The organism is Pseudomonas yangonensis, assembly GCF_009932725.1.
GTDB classification, from domain to species: Bacteria; Pseudomonadota; Gammaproteobacteria; order Pseudomonadales; family Pseudomonadaceae; genus Aquipseudomonas; species Aquipseudomonas yangonensis.
The window spans coordinates 36,982-63,413 of the sequence record NZ_BLJU01000019.1; the positions used below are offsets into that span (position 1 = coordinate 36,982).

Consider the following 26,432-nt stretch of genomic DNA (forward strand, 5'->3'; position numbering starts at 1 on the left):
GACGGTTGGATTGCGGTTTTGTGATAGGGCGCGGCTAGCCGCGCTCGCGTACCCAGAACAGCGTCGCACCGGCCACGGCGGCCGGCATCATCAGGATGTTGAGCCCCGGCACCAGCAGCGCGGCGTAGGTGATGCCACCGAAGCTCAGGCTCTGCCAGCGCTTCTCGCGCAGCCAGGCGAGCATGTCTTGCCAGCTCATCTTGTTGTTGTCTGCCGGGTAGTCGATGTATTGCACGGCCATCATCCACACGCCGAACAGCAACCACAGCGGGGCAGCGACCAGGTTCACCACCGGGATGAAACTGAGGATCAGCAGGCCGATGGCGCGCGGCAGAAAGTAGGCCAGCTTGCGCATCTCGCGACCCATGGTGCGCGGCACCATCGCCGCCAGTTCGCCCCAGCTGAACGGCGGGAAGTGATCCTCGCCGCGCGCCACCACCTCGACCTTCTCGGCGAGAAAACCGTTGAATGGCGCGGCGATGATATTGGCCAGCAGGGTGAAGGTGAAGAACACCATCAGCAGCACCAGCACCACGAACAGCGGCCAGAGAATGTACTGCAGAAAGCTCAGCCAGCTTGGCAGCGTGGGCATGAAGGTATCGACCCAGCCACTGAACTGCTGCACGGCGAAGCCGATCATGGTGGCGAACAGAATCAGATTGACCGCCAGCGGCAGCAGCACGAACAGGCGCAGGCCGGGGCTGAGGACTAGCCTCAGGCCTTCTCGCAAATATTGCGGGCCGGACAGAACGGGGGCGGCGGGCATGGCGGTCTCCTGACTGGTTGATGCGCGCGACCATACCGACTTCGCGCGCGAGACGAAAGTTCAGCCAGGTAGTTGGCTTGGGTCCCGGCGCAATAGGCCGGCTCTATTCGTGGAATTGGCAATGCATATTTCCGCTTCGCCAGCTGCCCCGATAGCCTTGCGCACAGCTTCCCTTTTGCGGGGCTCTCATCCTTCAAGCCTTCCCCTAGTGCTTCGAGAGTCCCTTTTTATCTGGCCTGCCGGCCCCCTGGCCGGCGAGGAGTTAACAATGTCTGTCGTTCGTCACGCCCGTGTCATCATCCTGGGCTCCGGCCCTGCCGGTTACAGCGCAGCCTTGTATGCCGCGCGCGCCAATCTGAAGCCGCTGCTGATCACCGGCATCCAGGCGGGTGGTCAACTGACCACCACCACCGAGGTGGACAACTGGCCGGGCGATCCGCACGGGCTGACCGGGCCGGCGCTGATGCAGCGTATGCAGGAACATGCCGAGCGTTTCGAGACCGAGATCGTCTTCGACCATATCAACGCCGTCGATCTGGCCGGCAAGCCTTTCACTCTGGTCGGTGACAGTGGCACTTACAGCTGCGATGCGCTGATCATCGCCACTGGCGCCAGTGCACGGTATCTGGGGCTGCCCAGCGAAGAGGCGTTCATGGGGCGTGGCGTATCGGCATGCGCGACCTGCGATGGTTTCTTCTATCGCGGCCGCGAGGTGGCGGTGGTCGGCGGCGGCAATACTGCGGTGGAGGAGGCGCTGTACCTGGCCAATATCGCCAGCAAAGTCACGTTGATCCATCGTCGCAACGCCTTTCGCGCCGAGAAGATCCTGCAGAACAAGCTGCAGCAGCGGGTGGCCGAGGGCAGGATCGAGTTGCAGCTCGATGCCGAGGTCGACGAAGTGCTGGGCGATGCCAGCGGCGTCACCGGTGTACGCCTGAAGCAATACGGCGGCGCCTATCGTGAGCTGAAAGTGGATGGCCTGTTCGTCGCCATCGGCCATACGCCCAATACCAGCCTGTTCGAAGGCCAGCTGGCGCTGAAGGATGGCTACCTGGTGGTCAATGGCGGGCGCGAGGGCAATGCCACCGCGACCAGCATCCCCGGCGTGTTCGCTGCCGGCGATGTGGCCGACTCGATCTATCGCCAGGCGATCACCTCGGCCGGTGCCGGCTGCATGGCGGCGCTGGATGTCGAGCGCTATCTGGAAGGGCTTTGAGTTCGATTGCGGCTGTAGGAGCGGCTGGGCGGCATTCCGCTTCAGCCGCGAAAGGGCTGATAAACCTCCCCCGGATTTCATCCGGGCTACGCTGCAGCGGGGCGTGGGAGGGAGTTTCCCGGCATCGATCAAACTCCCGTACCGATGCAGCCTTAGCCGCGACTTCTAAAGCGCGCCGCTAAAGCACCTCCCGATTCAATCCGGCCAATGCCACGCCGGCTCGTCCAGCATGCCCTGGCCACGAATGCAGGTCTGGCCGAGCTGCTTGTCCAGCTCCAGAGTGTTGCAGTCGGGGCTTTCCCTGAGCGTGGCGATCAGCCGGCTGGCGTGGGACACGACCCACACCTGAGTATTCCGAGAGGCGGCGATGATCAGGCGACCGAGTGCCGGCAGCAGGTCCGGGTGCAGGCTGGTTTCCGGTTCGTTGAGGACCATCAATGACGGTGGCCGAGGGGTGAGCAGGGCGGCCACCAGCAGCAGGTAACGCAGCGTGCCGTCGGACAGCTCGGCAGCGCTCAAGGGGCGCAGCAGACCTTCCTGACGCAGTTCGACGGCGAAGCGCCCGCCGGCCTGAAAATCTATGTGCAGGCGGCTGCCGGGAAAGGCGTCTTCGATGGCGGCATCCAGCGCGGCGCGGTCGCCGATTTCGCGAATGGTCTGCAGCGCTGCAGCGAGGTCGCGGCCATCGTGGTGCAGCACTGGCGTGCGCGTGCCCAGTTGCGGCTGGCGCGCAGGGGCGTCGGCATCGCTGCGAAAGTGATCGTAGAAGCGCCAGCGGCGGATGGTTTCGCGCAGCTGGAAAACTTCAGGGCAGCTCGGGTCGTTGCCGACCTGGTCGAACAGGCTGTCGTAGTTTGGCACGTGCTGGGCCAGTACCTGCCAACTGCGGCCTTCACGCAGGCGCACCAGCGGCCCGCTGCGGTCCACCAGCAGCGACGCCGGACGATAACTGGCGCCGGCCCAGATGCACTCGCGCTTGATCTCGGGATCGAGGGAGAAAGCGCTGGGCGTATGGCGATCTTCTCCCGACTTCGAGTCGGGAAGGCCCAGGGCGATGCTGTAGCCGAAATCTTCACCAATAAAGCCCAGGCGCAGCCGCATTGCGCTCCGCCGTGGGCCTCCTTGCACGGGGACGTCGCCCTTGAGCATGCGTCGGGAAATCCTCTCCGGCCCGGCCCAGAAACTCGACTCCAGCCCACCTTCGCGGGCCAGTGCGTTGACCACGCCGCCCTGGGCGGTTTCCGCCAGCAGGCGCAGGGCGCGGTAGAGATTGGACTTGCCGCTGCCGTTGGCGCCGGTGATCAGGTTGAGCCGGCCCAGCGGCAGGATCAGGCTGTTGATAGAGCGGTAATTGGCAACGGCGAGGGTATGCAGCACGGCGAAGTCATCCTGACGAAAGGATCAGCGGCCATGGCGTGGCGAGAAGGCCAGCCAGGCCAGCACGGGGTAGCACAGATAATGCAGGCTGAAGAGAAACAGGCCCATGGGGCTGGGCGTGTCCTGCAGGTACATCATGCCCAGTAAACCCAGATACAGCAGCCCAAGTACGCCGCCATAGAGCAGGATGAAGCGCCAGCGTTCGGCGTTGCTCGGCGCGCGCCCGCATCGCCAGTGAAATACCAGCGCCAGGCCGGCGGCGATGGCGGCGGCGATCAGCAGGGTGGTGAACACGCCGCCCAGGCGTACGAAGGTGCGTAGCAGCAGATTCAGCACGATGGCCGCGACCACCCCGGCAGCCGCGTAGTAGCGCAGTTGCAGGCCCTGACTCACAGGTGTTGCACCAGACCGAAGCGTTTGCGCAGCACACGCTCGAGCAGCGCCTTGGGCAGCAGCGTGGCGAGCAGTGGCAGGGCGCGGCTGCCATTGCCCAGGCGCAGCAAGCGCGGACGGTTGTCGTTCTGTACGGCGGCCAGCAGTTGCGCGGCGAAGTCGCTGGCCGGGGTCGGGTTGTCCTGCGAGGCCTTGGCGCGGGCGCGGATGCCCTCACGCAGCGGCCACCAGGGCGAGTCCTGGCGGATCAGCGACTCGGCCTGCTGGCTGGCGCTGGCGCCGAAACTGGAAGCGATGGCGCCCGGCTGCACCTCCATCACCTCGATGGAGAAGGGCGCCAGCTCCATGCGCAGGGCATCGCTCAGTGCGTGCACTGCGGCCTTGGAGGCGCAATAGGCACCGGCGAAAGGCGTGACCAGCAACGCGGACACGCTGCCGATATTGACCACCAGGCCGCGGCTGCGGCGCAGCAGCGGAAAGAAGGCGCGGGTGACGCCGACGATGGAAAACACGTTGGTTTCGAACTGCTTGCGCATGGCCTCCACGCCGCCGTCGAGCAGCGGCCCCATGGCGCCGTAACCGGCGTTGTTGATCAGCACGTCGAGGCCGCCGATCTCCTCGTTCAGGCGCGCGGCCAGTCGATCCAGAGCCGCGCTGTCGTTGACGTCCAGTTGCACCGCATGGAAGCCCGCCTGCTCTAGCGCCGCCAGGTCACTGTCCTTGCGCGCCGTGGCCCAGACTGCGTAGCCGCCAGCCTTGAAAGCATCGGCCAGGGCGCGGCCGATACCGCTGGAGCAACCGGTGATCAGGACGTTGGGTTGAGGCATGCGCGGGGCTCCCTGAGACGCGAATGGGCTGCAGCTTAGCAGGCTTGGCTTGAGGTGATGGCGGACTGTTCGCCTTGATCCCGTAGCCCGGATGCAATCCGGGAACAGTCACAGGAAACTTCCCCGGATTTCATCCGGGCTACGAAGCGGGCAATGGATGTTGAGTATTGTAGGAGCGAGCTCTGCTCGCGAACGCGGTTAACGCGAGAAGCTTCGCGAGCAGAGCTCGCTCCTACGGATCATCGGATGAACTTGCCCTGCAGGCGCTCGGCACGAAACTCCAGCGTAGCCGGGCGATAGCCGCTGCGCAGGTCGGGCAGGGGCATGCAGTCGCTCCAGCTGGCGCCGGGCAGGAGTTCACCGGGGCCACTGTAGCGTGGCGATTCGTAAAGGCGCTGGGCCAGGTTGGTGGCGTTGCCGGGGCGGTAGGCGGCGACTTCCCAGCGCAGTTCCAGCAGGGCGGCATCGCTGCCGTTCTTCAGATCGATGGCCAGCGGTCGGTCGGCGGGGCAGCGCTGCGGGGCATAGCTCAGGCGCAGTTCGAGATGGGCGAGGTAACGCTCGTCCCGGCTTTCCTGCCAGATCACCCAGGTGGCCACTAGGCCGAGACCGACCAGCGCGGCCATGGACACCGGTAGCGCCTTGGTCGGGTAGCGGATCAGCAGAATCAGCCAGGTGATGACGAGTACGACACCGAACAGCATGAGGGCAGCCCTTTTGGAAGTCTGCGCTCATCCTACACAAGGTGCTTGGTCAGGGTAACCGCGTGGGCTGTCGCAGGGTGTGACAGCTTCCTTCGCCTGGCGGGAAGGGGAGGTGGGGAAAGCAGAGCCTTCAATGCCGTAGGCGTCTTCTGCCCTCTCCCCCAACCCCTCTCCCATAAATGGGAGAGGGGAGCTCACTGCGTATGCCCCGGATTTGCGGTTGAGCAGGTTGTCAGCCACTAAGAGAGCTTTGCGGACAAGTCCGCTCCCACTACCTGAGTGCTGTCAGCCACCTGTGTAGGCCATGGCACCCGTGGGAGCGGACTCGTTCGCGATCGCTACCGGGCGCTAGCTCGCGGCGCGCACGGTCACGGCATCGCTGCGGCCATAGACGTCCTCCAGCCGCTCGATATCGTCCTCGCCCAGATAGGTGCCGGACTGCACCTCGATGATTTCCAGCGGAATCTTGCCCGGGTTGGAGAGGCGGTGCACCGAAGTCATCGGGATGTAGGTGGACTGGTTTTCAGTGAGCAGGAACTCGCGGTCGTCGCAGGTGACCTTGGCCGTACCGGAGACCACGATCCAGTGCTCGGCGCGGTGGTGGTGCATCTGCAAGGAGAGCTGCGCACCCGGCTTGACGGTGATGTGCTTGACCTGGAAGCGGCCGCCCATGTCCACCGAGTCGTACGAGCCCCACGGACGGTAGACCTCGCAGTGGTTCTGGGTCTCGCAGCGGCCCTGCTCGTCGAGTCTGCTGACCAGTTTCTTGACGTCCTGCACGCGGTCCTTGTGCGCCACCATCATGGCGTCCTTGGTTTCTACGACGACGATGTCGTCCAGGCCCAGCACCGAGACCAGCTTGCCGTTGCCGTGAATCAGGCAGTTGCGGCTGTCCTCGACCACCACGTCGCCCTTGGTGACGTTGCCGGCGTCGTCCTTGTCGTGCACTTCCCAGATCGACGACCAGCTACCGACGTCGTTCCAGCCCGCCGACAGCGGTACCACACAGGCACGGCTGGTCTTTTCCATCACCGCGTAGTCGATGGAATTGTCCGGGCAGCAGGCGAAGGTGGCCGGGTCGATGGCGATCTGTGTGCCTTCGCGCTGGCTGCGCTCCAGAGCCAGCAGGCAGGTGTCGTAGATGTCCACGTCGTGATGCTTGAGCTCTTCGAGGAAGCGGCTGGCGCGGAACAGGAACATGCCGCTGTTCCAGAAGTAGTCGCCACTCTTCACGTACTCGGTGGCACGCTTGGCATCGGGCTTCTCGACGAAGCTGGCGACGCGCGCCACACCGTCGGGCAGGGTGCCGTCGGCCTGGCTGCGGATATAGCCGTAGCCGGTTTCCGGACGGTCGGCCGGTACACCGAACAGCACCATCTCGCCTTTCTCGGCGGCCACGGTGGCCAGCGCCAGGGCCTGGCGGAACGCTTGCTGGTCGTCCAGTACGTGATCGGCCGGCAGCACCAGCATCAGCTCGTCACGGCCTTCGGCGACCAGTTGCAGGGCGGCCATGGCAACGGCCGGTGCGGTGTTGCGGCCGAAGGGTTCGAGCAGCAGCATCTGCGCCTGCTGGCCGATCTGCTCCAGCTGCTCGAGCACGATGAAACGGTGCTCCTGATTGGCCACCAGCACCGGCGGCTGCATGCCTTCGAAGGACAGGCGCTGCAGGGTCTGCTGGAACAGGGTTTGTTCGCCGGTCAGGGCAAGGAACTGCTTGGGGTATAGCTTGCGCGAAAGAGGCCAGAGTCGCGAGCCGCTGCCACCGGAAAGGATGATGGGGGTCATGGTTGTGTCTCTCCTGAGCGATTGATCAAGTGGTTTGCCCGTGTCGTGTCGGTGCGACGTGTACCCGCCGTTTTCCTTGTTCTAGAAACTCACTGCCTCAACCGTCGATGGGGCGCTTGACCCACACCGGCGAAAACTTGCCCTGGCCGCCGGTGACGAACAGGCTGACCACTTCACCGCGTTCCAGGGTGACCGGCTTCAGGTCGGCGACCTTGCGCTCGCCATCGAACAGCGCCAGGCCGACCTTGACCGGGTTGATCTCGCGGTCACCGCGGCCGTCCGGCTTGACGTCGGCGACCACATCGGTTTTGCCGTCAGCGGTTTTCACGCTCAGGGTGCTGTCGGTCAGGTTCTGCACGCGCAGCAGGGCCTTCTGGCGGCTGGTGAAGGGCGGCTCTTCGACCAGGCGTGGCTTGTCGCCGGTCTGGCTGACCAGGGTGTAGTAATGCTCGGCTTCCAGGTCCACCGGCATCTGCGTGTTGCCGACCTGCGCCTGGTAGCTGCCGGCCGGGAGGAACTTGAAGTCGCTCGAGCCCAGCGGCGAGATCTGCTTGAGCTGGGTCTGGCCGACGCTGACATCGAGTTCGGCGCTGCTGGCGTTATAGGCGCGGACGAAAGCCGAGCCCTTGGGCGCCTTGGGGCCGTAAAGTGCGCCGTCGTCGGCCTGTGCCTGGATCATGCCGAGGCCCAGAGCCAGGGCGCAGGCGCCCAGAGTGAAACGGCGTAGGGTGGTTTGATTGCTCATCGGATAGTCCTCCTTGGGGGATGAATCAGTGACTGGCGGCAGCCAGCCCCTGGCGCTCGCCGCCGTCTTTGAGTGCGGCAAGCCATTGCGGGTCGAAATCGGTGAAATCGCTGGTCATCGGCAGGTAGCGCTCGGGGAATTCCCAGATCACCAGCTGCGGTGGGTTGTTCTCGAAATCCTCGCTCTGCAGGTACTTGAGCATCGGCACCAGCGGGCCGCCGCCTTCCTCGGCGTGGTTGGCCAGGTCGCGCTGCAGGTGCTCACGCAGGGCGCCTGCGAAATTCCAGGCCGGGTTGGCGCTGTAGCTGGTGCCGACCAGGGTCACCGGCAGATCGCTGTCGCCGAACAGGTCGTCACCGCCACCTTCGGCGGCGTGGGTCTCGCGCTGCTGCAGGCGGTCGGCCTGTGGCATCAGGCTTTCGAACAAGGGGGCCAGCGGCAGGAAACGGGTCAGGTCGCCCTGGTGCGCGCGGGTTTCCACGGTCTCGGTGACGAACTGCTGCGGCTCGCCACGCAGCTGCATGGCGCTGCGCACCACTTCGCTCAGCGCCTTGGCAGTCACGTCCGCGCCTTCCGGGGTCCAGTGGGTGTCGGTACGCAGGAACATCGGCGCCTCGTTCTTGGCCGCCTGCAGCGGTTCGAGCAGGTCCGGTGCGGCGATCCCGGCATTGCGCACCGCACGGTGAAAGCGCGGATACAGACTGCGTTGCAGGGCGCTGGGACGATGGCTGCCGGTGTGCTCCGGGTACAGGCGGGTCTTGGCCGGGACGATGGCCAGCAGCAGCTGGATATCGCGTTCTTCCAGCTGGCGCTGCACGCCGCGGATCAACGCCAGGTTGTCGCGCATCTGGCGCTGACCGTCGGCCAGCGGAGCGAATTCCTCGTCCGAGTACAGCCAGCCGTCCTGGCCGATCACCAGACCGCTGCGGCCTTCGCCGAACACCAGATATTCCACGGCAGCCCAAAGGTTGATGCCGGCCTGCTTGAGCGGAAAGTTCTCGTCGTAGTGACGTTCGATGCTCTTGGCCAGGCCGCCGTCGAGCACGCTCGGCTGCGCCGGCATGTGATAGTCGGCGAGCTTGCTCAGGGCGAGCAGGCTGACCGGCAACAGCAGCAAGGCGAACAGCGCGACGTACAGGGTTTTGATGGGGCGATTCATGCTTGGCCTCCGCTCAGAACTGGAAGTAGAGGAAGGGGGAGTAGCTCTGCGCCGAGAGCTTGAGCAGCGAGGCGCAGAACAACAGCAGCAGGGCGCCGCGCAGGGCCACCATGCGCAGGTCGATGGCCTGCAGGGCGACGCCAGCGCTGGCCAGGGTCAGCCCCGGCTCGTGGCCGCGGCTGGCGAGGAACTGGCGGGCGCCGTTGACCGCGATCACCACCCAGGCCAGCGCCAGGGTCGCCATCTGCAGCCCGGTGATGTGCGCCAGGGTCAGCTCGCTCAGGCGCCAGTCGCCGAAGGCGAACAGGGCCGCGTACATGCGCCCGGTCACCTCAAGGTTCTCGGCGCGGAAGATCACCCAGCCGAGCATCACCAGCAGCAGGGTGAAGGCCCACTTCAGCGGGTTGAACACCGTGGGTGCAGCCTTCACCCCCAGCGCTCGTTCGATGGCCAGCCAGGTGCCGTGCCAGGCGCCCCAGATCAGGAAGGTCCAGTTGGCGCCGTGCCAGAAACCGCCCAGCAGCATGGTCAGAAAGAGGTTGCGGTAGGTGTTGAACGTGCCGTGGCGGTTGCCGCCCAGTGGCACGTACAGGTAGTCACGCAGCCAGGTGGACAGGCTGATGTGCCAGCGCCGCCAGAACTCGGTGATCGACTGGCTGATATAGGGCTGGTTGAAGTTCTCCATGAAGCGAAAGCCCATCATCAGGCCCAGGCCGATGGCCATGTCGCTGTAGCCGGAGAAGTCGAAGTACAGCTGCGCGGTATAGGCGATCATGCCCAGCCAGGCGTCGCCGGTACTGGGGTTCTCCAGAGCGAAGCAATGGTCCACCAGCGGCGCCAGGCTGTCGGCGATGAACACCTTCTTGACGAAGCCCTGCATGAAACGCGTGGCGCCTTCGCTGAATTTGTCGATGCTGTGGGTACGGTCGGTGAACTGGTCGGCCAGGTCCTTGTAGCGCAGCACCGGGCCGGCGATCAGTTGCGGGAACAGGGCGATGAAGGCGGCGAAGTTGATCAGGTTGTGCGTCGGCTCGGTGTCACGGCGGTACACGTCGATCAGGTAGCTGATCGACTGGAAGATATAGAAGGAAATGCCGATCGGCAGGATCACCTGGGTCAGCACGAACGGCTCCATGCCGGCGGCTTCGAGCAGGGCATTGATATTGGCCACGCCGAAGTTGGCGTACTTGAAGTAACCCAGCGTGGCCAGGTTGCCGATGACCCCGGCCACCACCCAGCGGCGTGCCGCCTGGGTACCGGCGTGGGCATGGATGCGCAGGCCGAACAGGTAGTTCCACAACGTCACGGCGGCGAACAGCAGGAGGAAGTCCACCCGCCACCAGGCATAGAAGGTGTAGCTGCCGATCAGGATCAGCAGGTTGCGCCCGCGATTCGGGCACAGGTAATACAAGCCGAGGAAGATCGGCAGGAACAGAAACAAAAAGACGTTGGATGAAAAGACCATCCGTGCTTCTCCGTGAACAGCCGGGGCAGCGCCCCCCTTTCCCCCCGCCAGCGGAGGGTTTGTTTTGTTACGTCGCCGCAAACCTGTGGGAGCGGCTTCAGCCGCGATTTTCGCGGATAAATCCGCTCCTACAGGGTGTGTGCATCAGCGCCCGTCACCGAACACTTGCGTCACCTCGCCACCGAGGCGGAAGCTGTTGAACGGCCCCTTCTCCTGGTTCAGTTCGCGGGTCTGCTCGTCGCAGGCGTAGAGGCTGCAGTAGGGCGCCAGCCAGGCGTACTTGAAGTCCTTGCGCAGCTCGCTCATGTCCTGCTTGGCGCCGGTGCGCTGGGCGAACGCGGCCGGGTCCCGCGCGCCTTGCAGCACGCGCTCGGCCAGGCGCTGCAAGGCGCCATGGTTCTCGCCGCGCAGATCGACTTCGTTGGCCTTGGCGAACGCGGCGATCATCGCCAGCGGTGGCAGGGCGTAGTTGTGGTAGGCAAGAGCACGCTGGCTGCGGCGCATTTCGTTGGCCAGGTAACCTTCGTCATCGACCTGATTGGCGGCGATGCGGAACTGGTCCACGGACCAGTCGAACAGGTCGCGGCGGTCATTGATCACCGCTACCGCCATCACCGACCAGGCGGCCCAGTAGCTGTGGTTGTTGATCTTGCGCAGCGGCAGATCGCTCCACTCGCGCACCGTGTGTTCGGCCAGCCGGGTGAACCAGGCCTCGATGCGCGCACTCTCTTGCGGGTAGGCTGCCAGTGGCTGCGACTCGGAAAACTTCAGGCGCAGCCAGGCGCCGGCCAGGCTGCCGAGCGCCCATTTGCGCATCGACTTGCCGGTATGGTTGAACCGCTCGGACTCCAGCGCATCGGCGCTGGCCCAACGGTCCAGCCATTCGATGGCGCATTCCAGACGCTCCGGCTGACCGGTGCGCATGTAGCCGGTGATCATCCGTCCGGCTTCCTTCTCCAGGCGGGTGATGTGCGCGGTCTGCTCGCGGAAGTTCTTCTCCGCCTTGCGATTGAGCGTGGCGCGCGCGCTGTCGGAGCCCTTGTACTTGCTGGTGAACTGCAGCTCACCGGTATAGGGTTGCGGCACCGCCGGGCAGGCTGGCGCCTTGCCGTCGCGCTGGCCGACGGCGGCGTAGTAACCGGACGGCGGTTGCAGTTCGGCAAGGGCTGGACCGCTGAGTAGCAGCGCCAGGAGTGTGAGTGGAGCGAGTCGTTTGGGCATGCTTGCCTCCTCAGTCGTTCGCACTGTGCTGCGCGACTTGCTGGCTGGCCCCGCCCGGGCGCTGGCACAGGCTGGCCTGGACTTTCAGGTCGTCATCGCTGTCTTCGGGTTTCTCGATTTCCAGAGCGAAGAAGTTCTGATCACCCCAGCCCGGCTCGTCGCGCAGTTCCACGGCGAAGCGGCCGTCGGTATCGACGGTGTTGGGTTTCTCCAGCTTGAGCTGCTCGCGGCGACCGTTGAGGTACCAGATGGTGGCGTCGACGCGCTTGACCGATGGGTCGCTGAAACGCAGGTCCAGCTGGTGGCGGTTGCCGCGCAGGGTCAGCAGCTTGTTCTCGCCATTGACCAGTATTTCGTTGCTGCCCGGATGCAGGCGTTTCTCGCTGGCGAGCAGTTCGGTCTGGCCGCTGCAGCCGTTGTTCAGAGTGGCCATCAGCTGGCGGTGAATCTTGTCCGAGGCCAGGTCGTAGAGTGGCGAAAATTCCCAGATGAGGATCTTCGGCGGGTCGTTCTGGAACGACTCGCTGGCCAGGTACTCGAGCATCGCGCCTTCCAGGCCACCACCGGGGAAGGCCGCGTTGAGCACGTCGGTGCCCAGGTACTCTTCGAGGAAGCCGCCGAAGTTGTAGTTCTTGCCGCTGTGGCTGGTGCCGATCAGGGTGATCTGCGGGCTGCTGTCATCGCCGAACAGCGCGTCGCCATCGCTGGCGTCCTTCGGCTCGGTGACGAACTGGTCGACGTACTGCACCGCATAGCCGGTGCCGCACAGCTGGCTGGCGACGTTCTGCATGGTGCCGGTCTTGCCCATCAGGCCGACGCGCTCGGTGACGAATTCCTTGCGCGGGATGTCCTCGAAGCCGGGGATGCGCTTGACCGTCTCGGCCACCAGGCGCGCGGTACGCTCGGCGCCGTAGGGCGTCCAGTGCTGGTCGCGGCGGAAGTAGAACTCCTTGTCGGTGTTCTCGTCGGTCAGCGGAGTCAGGTCCGGTACCCAGATGCCCAGCTGTTCGAAGCGGGTCAGCGCCTGGCGATAGTTGCGCAGCGCCTTGTCGTAGTCGAAGCGCTGGTAGTCGGCCGGGCGCAGCTTGCTGCGATTGACCAGGCCGCGGGTCGGTTGGTAGACCACCACCAGTTCCACGCCGCGCTGCTTGAGGCCGTCGCGCAGCTCCTTGAGGCGCTGGTAGCCGATCTCGGTGGTGCCGAACTCGGTGCGCAGGTCCTCGACACTGCGGAACAGCCAACCCTCGTCGGCATCCATCAGGGTGATGAAGTTCTTCATGTAGTTGGTGGTGTAACGGCTGGCATCGTGCGCAGCCGGGCACAGCGAGCAGCAGTCTTGCACCTGATATTGCGGCGCCTGGCGCTCTTCGGCCTGCAACGCGCTGCCGAATGCGGCGCAAGTCACTGCCAGGGCCAGGGTCTTGAGTTTGTATGCAGTCATGGGAGGCCTCGTCAGTTGATCATCGGCTCGGGCTCGATCGGATCGATCAGCACGGGCAGGCGCTGGCGCAGCATGAGGTCGAGGATTTCGTCCTGTTTCTCGCCGAGGATGCCGGCGAGCTGGATACCGGTGCTCTTGCTCGGAGCGAGCATCTTCACGCGGTACAGCTCGACCGACAGCGGCGAGTCGATGTTGATCGGGCTGGAACCGTTGCCGGCCAGGGTGCCGCCGACGATGATCATGGAAATCTTGGTGTCGAACGGGTCGAGCTGCAGGTCGCGGTCGGTGTCGGACAGATCCTTGATGTGGCCGTACACGCCGGTGAGCTGGTTCATCGCCGAGAGGTTCTCGTAGAGGCGGATGTTCTCGCTGTTGCGGATGCGAATGCCGTGGCGCTGGTTGCCCAGCACCTGATTGCCCCACAGCAGGTTGTCGCCGCTCTCGTACAGGGTGATGCCGTCGGAATGATTGCTGCGCACCTTGTTGTAGGCGATTACGTTGCGCTCGCTGTTACGGTCGATGACCACGCCGGAGAGCTTGTTGTCGTAGCTCTCGTTGTTGATGATCCAGCTGTCGTTGACCTCGCGGGAGATGATGATGCCGTGCTTCTTCTTGGTCCCGAAGACCTTGTTCTCGGCGATGATCAGGCCGTGCGAGCGGTCGTGCGGGTCGATGCCGTAGACGATGTTGTCGCGGTAGGTGTTGCCCTTGATCACCACGTTCTGCGCTTCGTAGCAGTAGAAGCCGTACCAGTGATCGACGAACTCGGAGTCGATCAGCCAGCCGGTCGGCTCGTCGCGCTTGAGGCGCTCGTGCATGTTCGGCGTGTACTGGGTGATCGACACCCCGTACGACTTGGAGTTGTCGTAGCCCAGGCTGGTGATCACGCTGCCGGCGATGTACAGCTCGCTGCCGCCCCAGGACACCAGAAACGGGCGGAATTCCTTGCCGTTGTCGCGCATGGTCGCCGGGCCGTTGTCGGCCTCGCGCCAGGCGGTGACGCGGGTGTCGGTGAGAAACATCAGGCCGTCATTGACCAGGAACGAGCCGCGCTCCTGCGACAGACGCAGTTCACGGGTTTCCTTGCCCACATGCAGCGCCGCGCCTTCGGCGACGACGATGGGCAGGCGGGCGATGTAAACGCCAGGCTCCTGCTCCTGGAACTGGCTGTCGGGCAGCGCCTTGGCCAGGTCCTGGGCGGTGACCAGGCCACCTTCGATGAAGATCGCCTGGGGCATGCCCTGCTGGCGCTTGATCCACTCGCGCAGGCGTTCGTTGCCGCCGGTGAAGTCTTTCAGCGCGTCCTGGCGCAGCATGCGCCGTACCACCACCTGGCCGCGTTGTTCGCGCGGAATCCTGGCCAGCACGGCCTCCTTGGTGTAGCCGGACAGGTCCGGCAGTTTGGGCGCTTCCATATGCAGTTCGTCAGCCGGTGCACTGCGCACGCGGTAGTCGAACTGTTGCTGCGTCGGGTTGGCCTCGGCCAGCGGCACCGTGAGGCACAACGCGCCGAGCAGCAGGGGTAGGGCTAAGCCGTTGGGTTGCATGATCCGATCCCTCAGAAGCGCCAGATGAAGTCGACGAAGGCGCGGTGCATCACCGAGTCGGTGCCGCTGCCGTAGGCGTCGCCCGGCAGGAACACGCCGGCGCGCAGGCGTACCAGGGCCGAACGGTCATCCAGCTGTTCGGCGACGGTGGCCGGCAGCAGGCCCTGCTTGAAGTAGCGGGTCAGCACCAGGTCAACTTCCTGGCCGATGTCTTTCTCGCCAGCGACCAGCGGCGCGGTGATGCCGCTGTCACCGACGTCCTGATCACCATCGACGCGCCAGAAGCGGTGATAGACGACGCTGGCGTCGTAGTCCTGGCCCAGTTGCCAGGAGCTGAACGCGCTGGCCACCTGCAGGTTGGAGAGTTCGCCGCGGAAGGCCTCGCCGTAGCGGTGCAGGCGCGATTCGACGCCGGTGAAGTTGGCGCGGTTGCTCTGCAGACCGGTCTGCATGAACTGGCGCGACTTGCCGTCGTTGCCGCCGCCGCTGCCACGGGCGTAGGCGGCGCCGATCTTCCAGTTTTCATCGAGGCTGTAGCGCAGACCGAGATCCATGGCCCAGGCGTCGACGTCCTGGCTGCGCGAGCCGGTGGCGATGCGCTCGCTGCCGACCACCTGCTGCTGCAGCTGCTCGGTGTCGCCCTTGAGCCAGGTCATCTGCGCCCAGTAGTTGAGGCGATTGCGCGAGTTGCGCTCGAAGAAGCCGCCGTCGGCGTGCAGGCCGAACCAGGTCAGGTCGCCGGTGTAGCGCTTGCTCAGTTCGTCGACGCGCTCGCCGGCGTTCGGCAGGCTGCCGTCGTCGCGGCTGTGGTGCAGCTTGGCGCCGATGCGATGGCCGGGCGTCCACTGGTAGTCGAGACCGGTGAAGAAGTGGCGACGGTCTTCGTCTTCCGGTGCCAGATCGTCGAGGTCGGTGCGGTATTCGGAGAAGCGCTCGGCGACGCCGACCGTGGCTTGCAGCAAGGTGGTGTCGAAGCGCCAGTTGACCGCTTCGATGTTGGTGTCCCACCAGGTGCCTTCATCGCTGCGCAGGCGCTGGCGGCCGACGCGCAGGTGCTCGCCGGGGTAGGCGGTGAGGCCGCTGTAGTCGACCCAGAATTCGCGCATCGCCAGGTAGCTCTTGTCCGGCTGGCGGGCGTCGCTGCGCTGTGCGCTGTCTTCGCCGTCGTCCTGCAGCGGGTCGGTTTCGATGGTGTCGGTGGCGGTGACCGCCTGGCCCATGGCGAAGGCGCTCCAGTCGCCGCGCTCGCCGTAGGCCCAGGGGCGCAGGTCCAGACCGATACCGCTGACATCCCCGCCGCTGCGGGTGCCGAGGTCGCGGTCATCTTCCGATTGCGCGGTGATTTTCATATCCAGGCCGAAATTCTTCGGCGCATCCGCCGCCCAGGCAGCGCTGGCTGCCAGCAGGCTGGCGCTCAGCCCCAATTGGCTGACGATACGATTTAGCTGCATGCGTGCATCCCTGTTCATGGCTGGCTGACCTGCAGGGCGGCCTGCTGCTGCAGGACGATGCCGCGGGCATCGCGTTCCTCGCGCAGCAGGCGTTGGCCTTCGGCCAGTTGCGCCGGGGTCAGGCTCGCTTCCACCTCATGCGCCAGCTCGAAGGTCGGCGGCGTATTGCGTGGCAGGGCCAGTTGGCTGAATACATAGGCGTTGACCGGGTTGGGCTTGACCCCGCGGCCCTGGCTGAACATCTGCGCCAGAGCGAAGTCGGCGCTGAGCTGGCCGGCGCGGGCGGCGCTGAGCAGATGGTCGAGCGCCTGCTGGGCGTAAACCTCGCCGAGGTAGCCGCGCAGGTAGATCTGCCCCAGGTAGTAGTTGGCGCTGGGCTCGCTGGGTGCGGCCTTGCGCAGGTGCTCCTCGGCCTTCTTCGGCTGCTGCGGCAGCAGCTTGCCCTCGTAGTACAGGCGCCCGAGCAGCAGTTCGGCGCGCGGCAGGGCCGCCTCGCGACCCTTCTCCAGATAGCCGAGCAGGGTGTCGATATCGCCTTGTCCCGGATAGTCGTAGAGCAAACGCGCGAGGCTGACCCAGGCGGCCGGGTAGCTCGGCGCGATGGTTTCCAGCAGGTCCTGGGCGAGCTGCGGTTGCGGCTGGCCCAGCTCGGGGTCGCTGAGCACCTGGGCTACGGACTCGACCTGGTTGGGCGAGACGCTGCCGGCGCGGTAGCCCGTCAGCAGCTGATCGATCAGCGCCTGGCGATCGTCTTCGCGATTCTGCTTCTGGTACACGGTGGCCAGCTCGGCGTAGCAGGCGTCGTTGCTGGCCAGGCGTGCCTGGCAGATGCGCTCGATCTCGCCCAGATGCTGGTCGTAGGTGCCATCGGTGCGATACAGAAGAATCTGCGCCAGTTCCGCCTGCGGCAGACCCTGTTGGCGCCAGTCCTGAATACGTTGCGCGATGTTCATGGCGGGAAAGTCCTGTGGGTAGAACAGGTAGAGTTCGGTCAGCGGCAGCAGCGCGCTGGGTTCGCGCGCCTGGGCTGCGCTTTCCAGCAGTTCGGCGGCCTCGCGGCGCTCGGCCAGGGTGCTGCCGGGCTTGCGCGCCAGCAGCTTGCCCAGGCGCGCCTTGGCGCGTGGCGAACCGTCCATGGCCTGGCGATAGATGCGCTCGGCCTCATCCAGGTCCTGGTTCTGGCCATTGGCGGCGTAGATGTCGGCCAGGCCGATCTGCGAGTCGCTGTAGCCCATCTCGGCGAGCTGGCGGAAGTGCCATTCGGCCGTCTGCTGATCACCGCTCTGCAGGGCTTCGCGGGCCAGGCGCTCATCCGGCAGGCCGGCACAGCCGGCCAGCGTGGCGCTGACGGCGAGGCCGAGCAGGGCGGGGCGAAGTAGAGGCATGCTCACGGCACCTTCTCCTTATCGACCTGCCGCGACGGCGCGATCGACCAGCCAGCCCAGCGACGGGCCGCGGTCGATGACCACGTCCACCGGCTGACCGGCGAGGCCGGCCGGCAGGGTGTCCTGCGGCTTGATCACTACGCGGATGTCCGAGCTCAGGCCGCCATCGTGCAGCGCGCTGCTGACGATCTCGCCGTGGCGCGCCTGGTCCTCGCCCGCCACCTTGAAGGTCACCGGGGTGCCGGGGCGTGCCTGCTCCAGGTGGCGGTAGGGGAAGCTGGCGCTCACGGTCGCCACGCCATCCTGCGGCACCAGTTCGAAGATCACGTCGCCCTTGCTGGCGAACTGGCCGTCGGCCACCAGCTGGCGGGCAATCTTGCAGTTGCACGGGCTGGTCAGGGTGCCCTGCATCTCGCGGGCGAACAGCGCTTCGATCTGGCTCGGCTCGAGCTGATCGTCGCCCAGGTGGCCCTTGAGCATTTCCAGCATGCTGGTGGTGAAGGTGGCGATCGGCGCACCTTTTTCCACGATGCCGTCGGGTTGAACCAGGGCCTGCACGCTGCCTTCGCGCGGCATGGTGACCTGCAGCGCCGGCAGGCTGATCTGCGCCGACTGGGCGTGGGTGACGAAGTACAGACCGTAGATCGACTTGCCGATGTAACCGAAGGCGGCCAGGCCGATAACGAAGATCGCGGCGCTGAAGGTCACCGCGCGCAGACGGCCGAACATGCCCATGCCGCCGCCTGCGCCGTTCTTGCGCGCCTTGGTGAAGTTGTCACGCTGGAGGATGTGCAGCACCTCGCCGACGTTGACCAGCTCACCGGCCAGGTGGGCGCTGATCAGGTGGCGCAGGGCGGCAGCTTCGCGTGCGCCGAGGCCGTGGAACTGGCAGCCGATGCGGTTGTGCTCCGGCTGTACCGAGTTGACCTGAAACTCGACGTCCAGACCCAGCACCAGGCTGTCGAGCTGGAACTGCAGCTGGCCGCGATGAAAATCGCCGACCTTGTGCGAGGTCTTTTCGTTGGTGAAGCTGAAGCCGCCGGCAGAGATGTCCTGCAGGCGCGCATCGATGCGCTCGCCCTTGGCATTGGTGAAGCGCAAACGCCCTGGCAGCTTGACGCGTGCGTGCTGGCGCTGGGCCTCGGACTCATGGACGACGTTGTGATTGGCGACGGAGTTCATGGTGGCTAATTCCTATTCGAGTAGGGTCATACCAGCGCCAGCAGCGCGGCGATGAAGACGGAGGCAGCAGAGAAAGTCATGGCACGCGACGACCAGCTGTTGAACCAGTTGGCGAAGCTGGACAGGCCGCGGTTGAGCTTGGTGTTCTGGCGCGTCCAGGACTGTTGGTCGAGGCGGAAGAACACATAGATCTTCACCATGGCCCCGACGATCTGGTTGTAATAGAGCAGCGCCGGGTAGGCCGGGCCGATGCGGTGGCCGGAGAGCATCAGCAGCAGCGTCAGGATCAGCCGCGTGGTGCCGATCCACAGCAGGTAGATCAGCAGATACATCACGCTGTACTTGAGGCTGGCGATGATCGCCACGCACAGGCCCAGCAGGCAGGTCCACATCGATACGCGCTGGTCGAACAGCACCAGGCTGGTGAAGGCGCCGAGGCGACCCAATCCCAGACGCAGCGCCCGCGAGTTCTGCCGCAGGTTGTTGCCGTACCAGCGGAACATCAGCTTGCGGCTGGCCTTGATGAAGCTCTTCTCCGGCGGATGTTCGACCGTGTTGATGGCGGCGTCCGGCACGTAGAAGGTGTCGTAGCCCAGGCGCATCAGGCTGTACCAGCTGGATTTGTCGTCACCGGTGAGGAACTGGAAACGACCCAGGCGCCAGTGTTCGAGGTGGTCGGCTTCGACGTCGCGGATGAACTCGGGATCGGTCACCACGCTGGCACGGAATACCGACATGCGCCCGGTCATGGTCAGTACGCGCTTGGAGAGGGCCATCGAGCACATGTTGAGGTGGCGCTGGGCGAAGCGCAGCTTGTGCCATTCGCTCATCAGGTAGCTGCCGCGTACCTCGCAGAACTCGTTGGTGGTCAGCCCGCCGACATTGGGGAAGAGCTTGAACCAAGGCACGCATTTACGTACCACTTCAGGCTCGAGCACGGTGTCGCCATCGATCACCGCCACCACCGCGTCGCGGTCCGGCATCTGCCGGGAGATGGCGCGGAAACCGTGGGCCAGGCCGTCACGCTTGCCGGTGCCGGGAATGCGCACGATGTCCAGGGTGACGTGCGCCGGCGGTTCGGCCTGAGCCCAGAGGTTCTTGATCAGCAGCTCGTCGGAGAGCTCGACGATCGAGCACACCACGGTGCAGGGGTAGCCGCAGTCGATGGCTTCGCGAATCACCGAGCGGTAGACCATGGCGGTGGTCAGCGCCTCGATGCGGAAGCTGGTGACCAGCAGGAACACATGAGAGGGGTCGGCGTCCTTGCCGAGTTTTGTAACCTTGCGGCGGTACCAGGGGTACACCAGGTAAAGGAACAGGCAGCCGCGCACGAAGTGCATGGCGCCCATGGAATAACGCCAGATGCCGACGATGCCGATCAGCAGCAGGAAGTGCCGCGACTCGGGGTCGAACACCGAGCGGGGCAGCGCCAGTGCCAGGAGCATCAGCAGGCTGAGATAGAGCATCCAGCCGCTGGCTTGGTTGAGGCCGTTCTTGAGCTTGTCCATATGCGTCTCTCGGTACCCGCGCGCCGGGCGCGCGGGTACGACTGGGCCTTACCAGCAGATGCCTTCGGCCACGCCGTTGCTGGCGTGGGGCATGAAGCCGACCAGGTCGATCACGCGCTTGCCGCTCGGTGCCTGCTTGGCCAGTTGGGCGAAGCGCTCGTCGCTGTTGCCCAGGACGATGATGTCGGCCTTCGCCACCACATCGTCCAGGTCGCTGTTGAGCAGCGAGGAGACGTGCGGGATCTTCGACTCGATGTAGTCCTTGTTGGCGCCGTGGACGCGGGCATACTCGACGTTGCGGTCGTAGATGCTCAGGTCGAAGCCTTTGCCGATCAGCATCTCGGCAAGCTCCACCTGCGGGCTTTCACGCAGATCATCGGTGCCGGCCTTGAAGCTCAGGCCGAGCAGGGCGACCTTGCGCGAATCATGACTGGCGATGATGTCGAAGGCCTTCTGCACCTGGGCGGCGTTGCTGCGCATCAGCGAGCCGATCAGCGGGGCTTCCACGTCCAGGCTGCTGGCGCGGTAGTTCAGCGCACGCACGTCCTTGGGCAGGCAGGAGCCGCCGAAGGCGAAGCCGGGCTTCATGTAGTACTTGGACAGGTTCAGCTTGTGGTCCTGGCAGACCACGTCCATCACCTCGCGACCGTCGACGCCGACCGCCTTGGCGATGTTGCCGATCTCGTTGGCGAAGGTGACTTTGGCCGCGTGCCAGACGTTGCAGGTGTACTTGATCATCTCGGCGACTTCGATGTCCTTGCGGATGATCGGCGCGTCCAGCTCGCTGTATATGCTTTCCAGCAGGTCGCCGGAGGCCTTGTCCAGCTCACCGATGACGGTCATCGGCGGGAAGTCGTAGTCCTTGATCGCGGTGCTTTCACGCAGGAACTCGGGGTTCACCGCCAGGCCGAAATCGACGCCGGCCTTCTTGCCCGAGCAGTCTTCGAGAATCGGCAGCACGACGTTCTTGGCAGTGCCCGGCAGCACGGTGCTGCGCACCACCACGGTGTGACGTTCGTTCTTGTCGCGCATGGCCATGCCGATCTCGCGGCATACGCCTTCGATGTAGTTCAGTTCCAGGTCGCCGTTCTTCTTGCTCGGCGTGCCGACGCAGATGAACGATACATCGCTCTCCAGAACGGCAGCGGCGACATCGGTGGTGCCACGCAGGCGGCCCTGACGCAGACCCTGTTGCAGCAGTTCTTCCAGGCCCGGCTCGACGATGGGCGATTTGCCGTTGTTGATCAGGTCGATCTTGTTCGCGGAAATGTCCACGCCAATCACATCGTGCCCCCGTGCCGACAAACAGCCGGCACAAACGGCACCTACATAACCCAAACCGAAGATACTGATTCGCATGGTATTCACCTCGTCCGTTCGATGCAGTTTCAAATACTGGCTTTTTTGGCCAAAACTAGTCCGTGAACTTGCTTTTAAATGGCGAGCAAGTTCATTCAGGCATAAGTAGAGAGCGGCGCCTGAGTTGGCACCAAGTGCGGGCCTTTATATGTAAGGTGGCCCTTTGATGTTGTCGCTTCTGCCTCGAGCGAGGCGTCTATATCAGTGCTCTGGCGAGTTGCTATATCTCCCTTTTAACCACACGAACTTTTCTCGGCGTGAAGCTGTCCGGCGAAAGTCAATCCGCTGCCTGGCAGGTTCAGTTGACGAAAAGTTATGTGTTGAAATGTGTTACGGGCTGTATGAGTAGTTGCCCTTTCGGATAGTTCCTACCGTTCGTCCTGAAGCTGAACTGGAGCTGAACGGCTAAATTGATCGCAATATAGTGGCAAGTTGCAAAATGCATGATGGCACCGTTGCCAGTTAACTAACGCGAAACTATCCGATAACTAAGTAGCGCAATAAGTTCTGTGCAAAGTGCAGTCGTGCTGAAACTGTGATGCCAAACAGGTTTTTGAGAATCAGACGCAACGGCGACTGAATTTTTGCCAGGCGTAGCGCTCGGGGCCGAGAGGTGACAGGCGAGGGAAGCAAAGGGAAGAGAGGATGGTGCGCAGCGCAGCGGCCAAACCCATGCAGCAGCCGATGAGCGGTGCATGGGTTTGATCGGTTTGGCGATCAGTCCTGTGGCTGGTCGCGCAGGAAAACCAGGCTGTCGGCCTTGGAGTGCTCGGCCGAGTAGCGGTAGCCCTGATAGTTGAATTCCTTCAGGCCGTCGGGGTTGGTCAGGCGTTCCTTGATTACGTAGCGGGCCATCAGGCCGCGGGCCTTCTTGGCATAGAAGCTGATGATCTTGTACTGACCGTTCTTCAGATCCTTGAACTCGGTGTCGATGATGCGAGCGTTCAGCGCCTTGCGCTTGACCGCGCCGAAGTATTCGTTGGAGGCCAGGTTGAGCAGCACATCATCACCCTGCGCGGCCAGCGCTTCGTTGAGCCAGCCGCTGATGCGCTCGCCCCAGAAGGCGTAAAGATCCTTGCCGCGGCCGTTGGCCAGCTTGGTGCCCATCTCCAGGCGATAGGCCTGCATCAGATCCAGCGGGCGCAGCACGCCATACAGGCCGGAAAGCATGCGCAGGTGGGCCTGGGCAAAGTCGAAGTCGTCTTCGGAAAAATCCTCGGCGTTGAGCCCGGTATAGACGTCACCCTTGAATGCGAGCAGCGCCTGTTTGGCGTTGGAGGGGTGGAACGGCCGTTCCCAGCTGCCGAAACGCGCGGCGTTGAGCCCGGCGAGTTTGTCGGACAGGCCCATCAGTTCGGCGATCTGCGCCGGGCTGAACTCGCGCAACTGCTCGATCAGCTCCTGGGCGTGGTCGAGGTGTTCGGGTTGAGTGAAGCGCGGGGTGGCGGGCGGGGTTTCGTAATCGAGGGTCTTGGCCGGTGAAATCACCATCAGCATGTGCAAGGTCTCCAGAAAGCGTGACGGCGATTCTAGAGGGCAGGGATCGGCAAGACCACCTATCGCGGCGATTGAGAAGGGCTGATCGCTGCTGTGGTAGGCGCGAGCTCTGCTCGCGAATGAGCCGACCGCCCCTGGGCAGGCAGAAAATTCATGGCTAAGCGAAAGGCGCTGCACCTGATTGGCGCGACGTGCTGCAAGTGAGGGCGGGTAAGCGAAGCGGGATGAAGCGGGTGGGACTTCTGACTTTAACGGTCGGTTGGCGGTACGCCAAGCGTTATCTGTCGAGTCTGCAAATAAACCTGCATGCCGAGAAAAAAACGTTTTTCTGTCATGTGAATTGGAGTAATAAAAAAGCAAGACCGCCGAAACCTGCAGACAGGTGGCGGCCATTGGCCCTCACCTTGCTTGCCACCTTTCGGCCCCGATCTGAAAAATCGGCGGTCTCTGTCCGGCGCAGCACCGCCCTGGTATTGCGTCGCCTGGCTACTACAAGAAGGTGACCGAGTATGGATGACCACGGACGCTCCAAGCCCACCGCTCCAACCCTCTACGCCCTCGACACCAATGTTCTGATTCACGATCCCAACGCCTTGCTCAACTTCGAAGAACACCACGTCGCCATTCCGATGACGGTGTTGGAGGAACTCGACAAACTGAAGTCCGGCAAGCATGGCGTCGCCGCCGAATGTCGCCAGGCCATCCGCCTGATCGATCAGATTCTCGCTGGCGCCGAACCCGAAGACGTCGAATATGGCGTACCTATCCAGCGTGGCAAGAGCGGTCCCTGTGGGCGACTTTCCATTCTTATGAGCAAGAGCGCCGCGCCGGTTACCTGGCTGCCGGAAACCCTCAACGACAACAAGATCATCAACCAGCTGGTGGAGCTGAAAACCCGCAACCCCGGCCTTTCCGTGGTGCTGGTGACCAAGGACATCAACATGCGCCTGAAGGCGCGCGCCTGCGGTATCGACGCCGAGGACTACCACACCGACCAGCTGGTCGATGACGTCTCGCTGCTGTCGAAGGGCTACCACGACATGCCCGGCTCGTTCTGGGACCGTGTGAGCAAGGTCGACACCCGTCAGGATCACGGCCGCACCTGGCACCGCGTGCAGCTCACCGACAACCTGCCGGCTGTGCACATCAACGAGTTCATCCTCGATGAGCAGGGATTCGTCGGCTGGATCAAGGCAATCAAGGGCGATGAGCTGGTGATTCTCGACATGCACCAGGAGCCGCTGCTGCACCAGGAAGCCTGGGGCCTGAAACCGCGCGACATCCACCAGGCGCTGGCGTTGTTCGCGCTGCTCGATCCGGACATCCACCTGGTCAACCTTTCCGGTGCCGCTGGCTCCGGCAAGACCATCCTGGCGCTGGCCGCGGCTATCGAGCAGACCATGGTCAGCAAGCGCTACCGGCGCATCATCGCCACCCGCAGCGTGCAGGGGCTGGATCAGGAGATCGGCTTTCTGCCCGGCACCGAGGCGGAGAAGATGGAGCCCTGGCTCGGCGCGATTACCGACAACCTCGAAGCGCTGCATATGGAGGACGAGAGCACCCACGGCAGCGTCGACTACATCCTGCAGAAGGTGCCGCTGCAGTTCAAATCCCTCAACTACATCCGCGGGCGCAGCTTCCAGCAGAGCCTGATCCTCATCGACGAATGCCAGAACCTCACCCCGCACCAGATGAAAACCATCATCACCCGTGCCGGCAGCGGCTCGAAGGTGGTGTGCCTGGGCAACCTGGCGCAGATCGATACGCCCTATCTGTCCGCGCCCAGCTCGGGCCTGACCTACCTCACCGAACGTTTCAAGGACTTCCCCCACGGCGTTCATATCACCCTGCAAGGCGTACCGCGCTCGATCCTGGCGGAATACGCCGAAAGCCATATGTAGCCTTCCGGTCGGTAAACCCGCGCCCCTGCTCGCTAGAGCAGGGGCGTTTTAGTCTGTATTAACGAATCGCCACAGGCGCTGTGGGAGCGGCTTCAGCCGCGATGATCGCGGATAAATCCGCTCCTACAGTTGCCTAGCCCGGATGCAATCTGGATGACGTGCCCGGGGCTGCATCCGGGCTACGAATTCCTGACCTGCAGGTTTACAATCGGTCGATTCCCGCCAGGAGCTTTCCCGTGCTGACCCACCTCGATTCCCAAGGCCGCGCGCACATGGTCGACGTCACCGACAAGGCGACCACCTTCCGCGAAGCCACCGCCGAAGCGCGTGTGCGCATGCTGCCCGCTACCCTGCAGATGATCGTTGCCGGTGAGCATCCCAAGGGCGATGTGTTCGCCGTGGCGCGCATCGCCGGCATCCAGGCGGCGAAGAAAACCAGCGATTTGATCCCCCTGTGCCACCCGCTGATGCTCACCGGGGTGAAGGTCGAGCTGAGCGCCGAGGGCGATGACACAGTGCATATCACCGCACGTTGCAAACTGTCCGGGCAAACCGGTGTCGAGATGGAGGCACTGACTGCCGCCAGCGTCGCCGCGCTGACCATCTATGACATGTGCAAGGCCGTGGATCGCGGCATGGTCATCGAGCAGGTGCGCCTGCTGGAAAAGCTCGGCGGCAAGAGCGGTCACTACAAGCTGGAGGAACAAGCATGATCCGCGTGCAGTATTTCGCCCGCTACCGTGAAGCCCTGGGCCGTGACGACGAACAACTCAGCGGCGACTTCGCCACCCTCGACGACCTGCGCCTGCACCTGGTGGCTCGCGGCGGCGAGTGGGAAGTGCTGGGCGAGCAGAACCTGATGTGCGCACGCAACCAGGAGCTGTGCAGCCTCGACGAGCCGCTGGCCGAAGGCGATGAAGTGGCCTTCTTCCCCACAGTCACCGGCGGCTGATGCTGCTGTTGGCCGCTGCTCCGCGCTCGTTGTCGCGGCTGAAGCCCCTCCCACCGCTCCAAAGCCCTACCGAACGGACACATCGCATGACCATCCGCGTCCAAACCCAACCCTTCGATCCCGGCACCGAGCTCAATGCCCTGCATGCCGCCAATCTCGGCATTGGCGCGGTGGTCACCTTCGTTGGCTACGTGCGCGATTTCAATGATGGGCGCGAAGTCGGCGGCATGTTCCTTGAACACTTCCCGGGCATGACCGAAAAGGCCCTGGCCAAGATCGCCGATGAGGCACGCGAGCGCTGGCCGCTGCTGGGTATCGAGATCATCCACCGCGTCGGTCGGCTGGAGCCGGGCGAGCCCATCGTCTTCGTCGGCACCAGCAGTGCCCATCGGCAGGCGGCGTTCGACGCCTGCAACTTCGTCATGGATTATCTGAAGACCCGCGCGCCGTTCTGGAAGAAGGAAGACACCAGCGAAGGTCCGCGCTGGGTCGACGGCCGCTGCAGCGACCGGAGCGCGGCCGAGCGCTGGCAGAAACCGTAGGGACATCTA

General features: G+C 64.1%; 23 protein-coding genes. 5 read left to right on the plus strand and 18 right to left on the minus strand.

The window, feature by feature from the left end; all coding sequences use genetic code 11:
* Positions 1-34: 34 nt before the first annotated feature.
* Entirely contained in the window at positions 35-766 is a 732-nt protein-coding gene (gene cysZ / locus GYB81_RS18375) for a sulfate transporter CysZ (protein WP_161865032.1), read from the minus strand.
* A 268-nt stretch (positions 767-1,034) separates the two neighbouring features.
* On the opposite strand from cysZ, the gene trxB reads away from it, so the two are divergent.
* On the plus strand, positions 1,035-1,982 hold the full coding sequence (gene trxB, locus GYB81_RS18380) for a thioredoxin-disulfide reductase (RefSeq protein ID WP_161865033.1): 948 nt from the start codon (positions 1,035-1,037) through the stop codon (positions 1,980-1,982).
* A gap of 195 nt (positions 1,983-2,177) precedes the next feature.
* Here the strand turns inward: trxB and GYB81_RS18385 are convergent, their stop codons facing one another.
* The 17 genes from GYB81_RS18385 to yaaA form a co-directional block, all read right to left on the minus strand.
* Positions 2,178-3,359: an AAA family ATPase gene (locus GYB81_RS18385; protein ID WP_161865034.1), complete on the minus strand. Its 1,182-nt coding sequence runs from the start codon at positions 3,357-3,359 to the stop codon at positions 2,178-2,180.
* A 24-nt stretch (positions 3,360-3,383) separates the two neighbouring features.
* On the minus strand, positions 3,384-3,752 hold the full coding sequence (locus GYB81_RS18390) for a hypothetical protein (RefSeq protein WP_161865035.1): 369 nt from the start codon (positions 3,750-3,752) through the stop codon (positions 3,384-3,386).
* Entirely contained in the window at positions 3,749-4,579 is an 831-nt protein-coding gene (locus tag GYB81_RS18395) for an SDR family oxidoreductase (RefSeq protein WP_161865036.1), read from the minus strand. The genes GYB81_RS18390 and GYB81_RS18395 overlap by 4 nt, the downstream gene beginning before the upstream one ends.
* Positions 4,580-4,818: 239 nt before the next feature.
* Positions 4,819-5,283 (minus strand): multidrug transporter, encoded by a 465-nt coding sequence (locus GYB81_RS18400; protein WP_161865037.1) that lies wholly within the window; start codon positions 5,281-5,283, stop codon positions 4,819-4,821.
* Positions 5,284-5,631: 348 nt separating this feature from the next.
* Positions 5,632-7,068 carry a mannose-1-phosphate guanylyltransferase/mannose-6-phosphate isomerase gene (locus GYB81_RS18405; protein WP_161865038.1) on the minus strand — a complete coding sequence of 479 codons (1,437 nt, stop codon included), beginning with the start codon at positions 7,066-7,068 and terminating at the stop codon, positions 5,632-5,634.
* A gap of 97 nt (positions 7,069-7,165) precedes the next feature.
* Positions 7,166-7,813, minus strand: a complete 648-nt coding sequence (locus tag GYB81_RS18410) for an alginate O-acetyltransferase AlgF (protein WP_161865039.1) — start codon at positions 7,811-7,813, stop codon at positions 7,166-7,168.
* A 25-nt stretch (positions 7,814-7,838) separates the two neighbouring features.
* On the minus strand, positions 7,839-8,972 hold the full coding sequence (locus tag GYB81_RS18415) for an alginate O-acetyltransferase (protein WP_161865040.1): 1,134 nt from the start codon (positions 8,970-8,972) through the stop codon (positions 7,839-7,841).
* 13 nt (positions 8,973-8,985) lie between these two features.
* Positions 8,986-10,437, minus strand: a complete 1,452-nt coding sequence (locus GYB81_RS18420) for an MBOAT family O-acyltransferase (protein ID WP_161865041.1) — start codon at positions 10,435-10,437, stop codon at positions 8,986-8,988.
* A 144-nt stretch (positions 10,438-10,581) separates the two neighbouring features.
* Complete coding sequence (locus tag GYB81_RS18425) at positions 10,582-11,658, minus strand: mannuronate-specific alginate lyase (protein ID WP_161865042.1); 1,077 nt, start codon at positions 11,656-11,658, stop codon at positions 10,582-10,584.
* A gap of 10 nt (positions 11,659-11,668) precedes the next feature.
* Positions 11,669-13,099 (minus strand): alginate O-acetyltransferase, encoded by a 1,431-nt coding sequence (locus GYB81_RS18430; RefSeq protein ID WP_161865043.1) that lies wholly within the window; start codon positions 13,097-13,099, stop codon positions 11,669-11,671.
* An 11-nt stretch (positions 13,100-13,110) separates the two neighbouring features.
* Positions 13,111-14,646 (minus strand): mannuronan 5-epimerase AlgG, encoded by a 1,536-nt coding sequence (algG, locus tag GYB81_RS18435; protein WP_161865044.1) that lies wholly within the window; start codon positions 14,644-14,646, stop codon positions 13,111-13,113.
* An 11-nt stretch (positions 14,647-14,657) separates the two neighbouring features.
* Positions 14,658-16,097: an alginate export family protein gene (locus GYB81_RS18440; protein WP_161865045.1), complete on the minus strand. Its 1,440-nt coding sequence runs from the start codon at positions 16,095-16,097 to the stop codon at positions 14,658-14,660.
* Positions 16,098-16,111: 14 nt separating this feature from the next.
* A complete protein-coding gene (gene algK, locus GYB81_RS18445) occupies positions 16,112-17,488 on the minus strand; it encodes an alginate biosynthesis TPR repeat lipoprotein AlgK (protein ID WP_161865046.1) in 1,377 nt (458 codons plus the stop codon).
* Positions 17,489-17,500: 12 nt separating this feature from the next.
* Positions 17,501-18,664: an alginate biosynthesis protein Alg44 gene (locus GYB81_RS18450; protein ID WP_161865047.1), complete on the minus strand. Its 1,164-nt coding sequence runs from the start codon at positions 18,662-18,664 to the stop codon at positions 17,501-17,503.
* 26 nt (positions 18,665-18,690) lie between these two features.
* On the minus strand, positions 18,691-20,172 hold the full coding sequence (locus GYB81_RS18455) for a glycosyltransferase family 2 protein (RefSeq protein ID WP_161865048.1): 1,482 nt from the start codon (positions 20,170-20,172) through the stop codon (positions 18,691-18,693).
* 48 nt (positions 20,173-20,220) lie between these two features.
* Positions 20,221-21,531: a GDP-mannose 6-dehydrogenase gene (algD, locus tag GYB81_RS18460; protein WP_161865049.1), complete on the minus strand. Its 1,311-nt coding sequence runs from the start codon at positions 21,529-21,531 to the stop codon at positions 20,221-20,223.
* A 717-nt stretch (positions 21,532-22,248) separates the two neighbouring features.
* Positions 22,249-23,028, minus strand: a complete 780-nt coding sequence (gene yaaA / locus GYB81_RS18465) for a peroxide stress protein YaaA (protein WP_161865050.1) — start codon at positions 23,026-23,028, stop codon at positions 22,249-22,251.
* Positions 23,029-23,537: 509 nt separating this feature from the next.
* On the opposite strand from yaaA, the gene GYB81_RS18470 reads away from it, so the two are divergent.
* From GYB81_RS18470 to moaE, 4 genes are all read left to right on the plus strand, one after another.
* Positions 23,538-24,929 (plus strand): PhoH family protein, encoded by a 1,392-nt coding sequence (locus GYB81_RS18470; RefSeq protein WP_161865051.1) that lies wholly within the window; start codon positions 23,538-23,540, stop codon positions 24,927-24,929.
* 236 nt (positions 24,930-25,165) lie between these two features.
* Complete coding sequence (moaC, locus tag GYB81_RS18475) at positions 25,166-25,642, plus strand: cyclic pyranopterin monophosphate synthase MoaC (protein WP_013714224.1); 477 nt, start codon at positions 25,166-25,168, stop codon at positions 25,640-25,642.
* The gene (locus GYB81_RS18480; RefSeq protein WP_003459467.1) at positions 25,639-25,881 is read left to right on the plus strand and encodes a MoaD/ThiS family protein; all 243 of its coding nucleotides are present in this window, start codon (positions 25,639-25,641) and stop codon (positions 25,879-25,881) included. Before moaC ends, GYB81_RS18480 begins: the two co-directional genes overlap by 4 nt.
* An 86-nt stretch (positions 25,882-25,967) precedes the next feature.
* Positions 25,968-26,423 carry a molybdopterin synthase catalytic subunit MoaE gene (gene moaE / locus GYB81_RS18485; RefSeq protein ID WP_161865052.1) on the plus strand — a complete coding sequence of 152 codons (456 nt, stop codon included), beginning with the start codon at positions 25,968-25,970 and terminating at the stop codon, positions 26,421-26,423.
* The last annotated feature ends 9 nt before the right edge of the window (positions 26,424-26,432 follow it).

What these genes read in the sequence shown, in the direction of transcription:
- moaE (WP_161865052.1), top strand. Translation starts at nt 25,968, where the DNA reads ATGACCATCCGCGTCCAAACCCAACCCTTCGATCCCGGCACCGAGCTC.
- algD (WP_161865049.1), bottom strand. Translation starts at nt 21,531, where the DNA reads ATGCGAATCAGTATCTTCGGTTTGGGTTATGTAGGTGCCGTTTGTGCC.
- GYB81_RS18480 (WP_003459467.1), top strand. Translation starts at nt 25,639, where the DNA reads ATGATCCGCGTGCAGTATTTCGCCCGCTACCGTGAAGCCCTGGGCCGT.
- GYB81_RS18450 (WP_161865047.1), bottom strand. Translation starts at nt 18,664, where the DNA reads ATGAACTCCGTCGCCAATCACAACGTCGTCCATGAGTCCGAGGCCCAG.
- GYB81_RS18455 (WP_161865048.1), bottom strand. Translation starts at nt 20,172, where the DNA reads ATGGACAAGCTCAAGAACGGCCTCAACCAAGCCAGCGGCTGGATGCTC.
- GYB81_RS18440 (WP_161865045.1), bottom strand. Translation starts at nt 16,097, where the DNA reads ATGCAGCTAAATCGTATCGTCAGCCAATTGGGGCTGAGCGCCAGCCTG.
- GYB81_RS18470 (WP_161865051.1), top strand. Translation starts at nt 23,538, where the DNA reads ATGGATGACCACGGACGCTCCAAGCCCACCGCTCCAACCCTCTACGCC.
- GYB81_RS18410 (WP_161865039.1), bottom strand. Translation starts at nt 7,813, where the DNA reads ATGAGCAATCAAACCACCCTACGCCGTTTCACTCTGGGCGCCTGCGCC.
- GYB81_RS18425 (WP_161865042.1), bottom strand. Translation starts at nt 11,658, where the DNA reads ATGCCCAAACGACTCGCTCCACTCACACTCCTGGCGCTGCTACTCAGC.
- cysZ (WP_161865032.1), bottom strand. Translation starts at nt 766, where the DNA reads ATGCCCGCCGCCCCCGTTCTGTCCGGCCCGCAATATTTGCGAGAAGGC.
- GYB81_RS18420 (WP_161865041.1), bottom strand. Translation starts at nt 10,437, where the DNA reads ATGGTCTTTTCATCCAACGTCTTTTTGTTTCTGTTCCTGCCGATCTTC.
- GYB81_RS18405 (WP_161865038.1), bottom strand. Translation starts at nt 7,068, where the DNA reads ATGACCCCCATCATCCTTTCCGGTGGCAGCGGCTCGCGACTCTGGCCT.
- yaaA (WP_161865050.1), bottom strand. Translation starts at nt 23,028, where the DNA reads ATGCTGATGGTGATTTCACCGGCCAAGACCCTCGATTACGAAACCCCG.
- GYB81_RS18415 (WP_161865040.1), bottom strand. Translation starts at nt 8,972, where the DNA reads ATGAATCGCCCCATCAAAACCCTGTACGTCGCGCTGTTCGCCTTGCTG.
- GYB81_RS18395 (WP_161865036.1), bottom strand. Translation starts at nt 4,579, where the DNA reads ATGCCTCAACCCAACGTCCTGATCACCGGTTGCTCCAGCGGTATCGGC.
- algG (WP_161865044.1), bottom strand. Translation starts at nt 14,646, where the DNA reads ATGCAACCCAACGGCTTAGCCCTACCCCTGCTGCTCGGCGCGTTGTGC.
- trxB (WP_161865033.1), top strand. Translation starts at nt 1,035, where the DNA reads ATGTCTGTCGTTCGTCACGCCCGTGTCATCATCCTGGGCTCCGGCCCT.
- GYB81_RS18400 (WP_161865037.1), bottom strand. Translation starts at nt 5,283, where the DNA reads ATGCTGTTCGGTGTCGTACTCGTCATCACCTGGCTGATTCTGCTGATC.
- GYB81_RS18430 (WP_161865043.1), bottom strand. Translation starts at nt 13,099, where the DNA reads ATGACTGCATACAAACTCAAGACCCTGGCCCTGGCAGTGACTTGCGCC.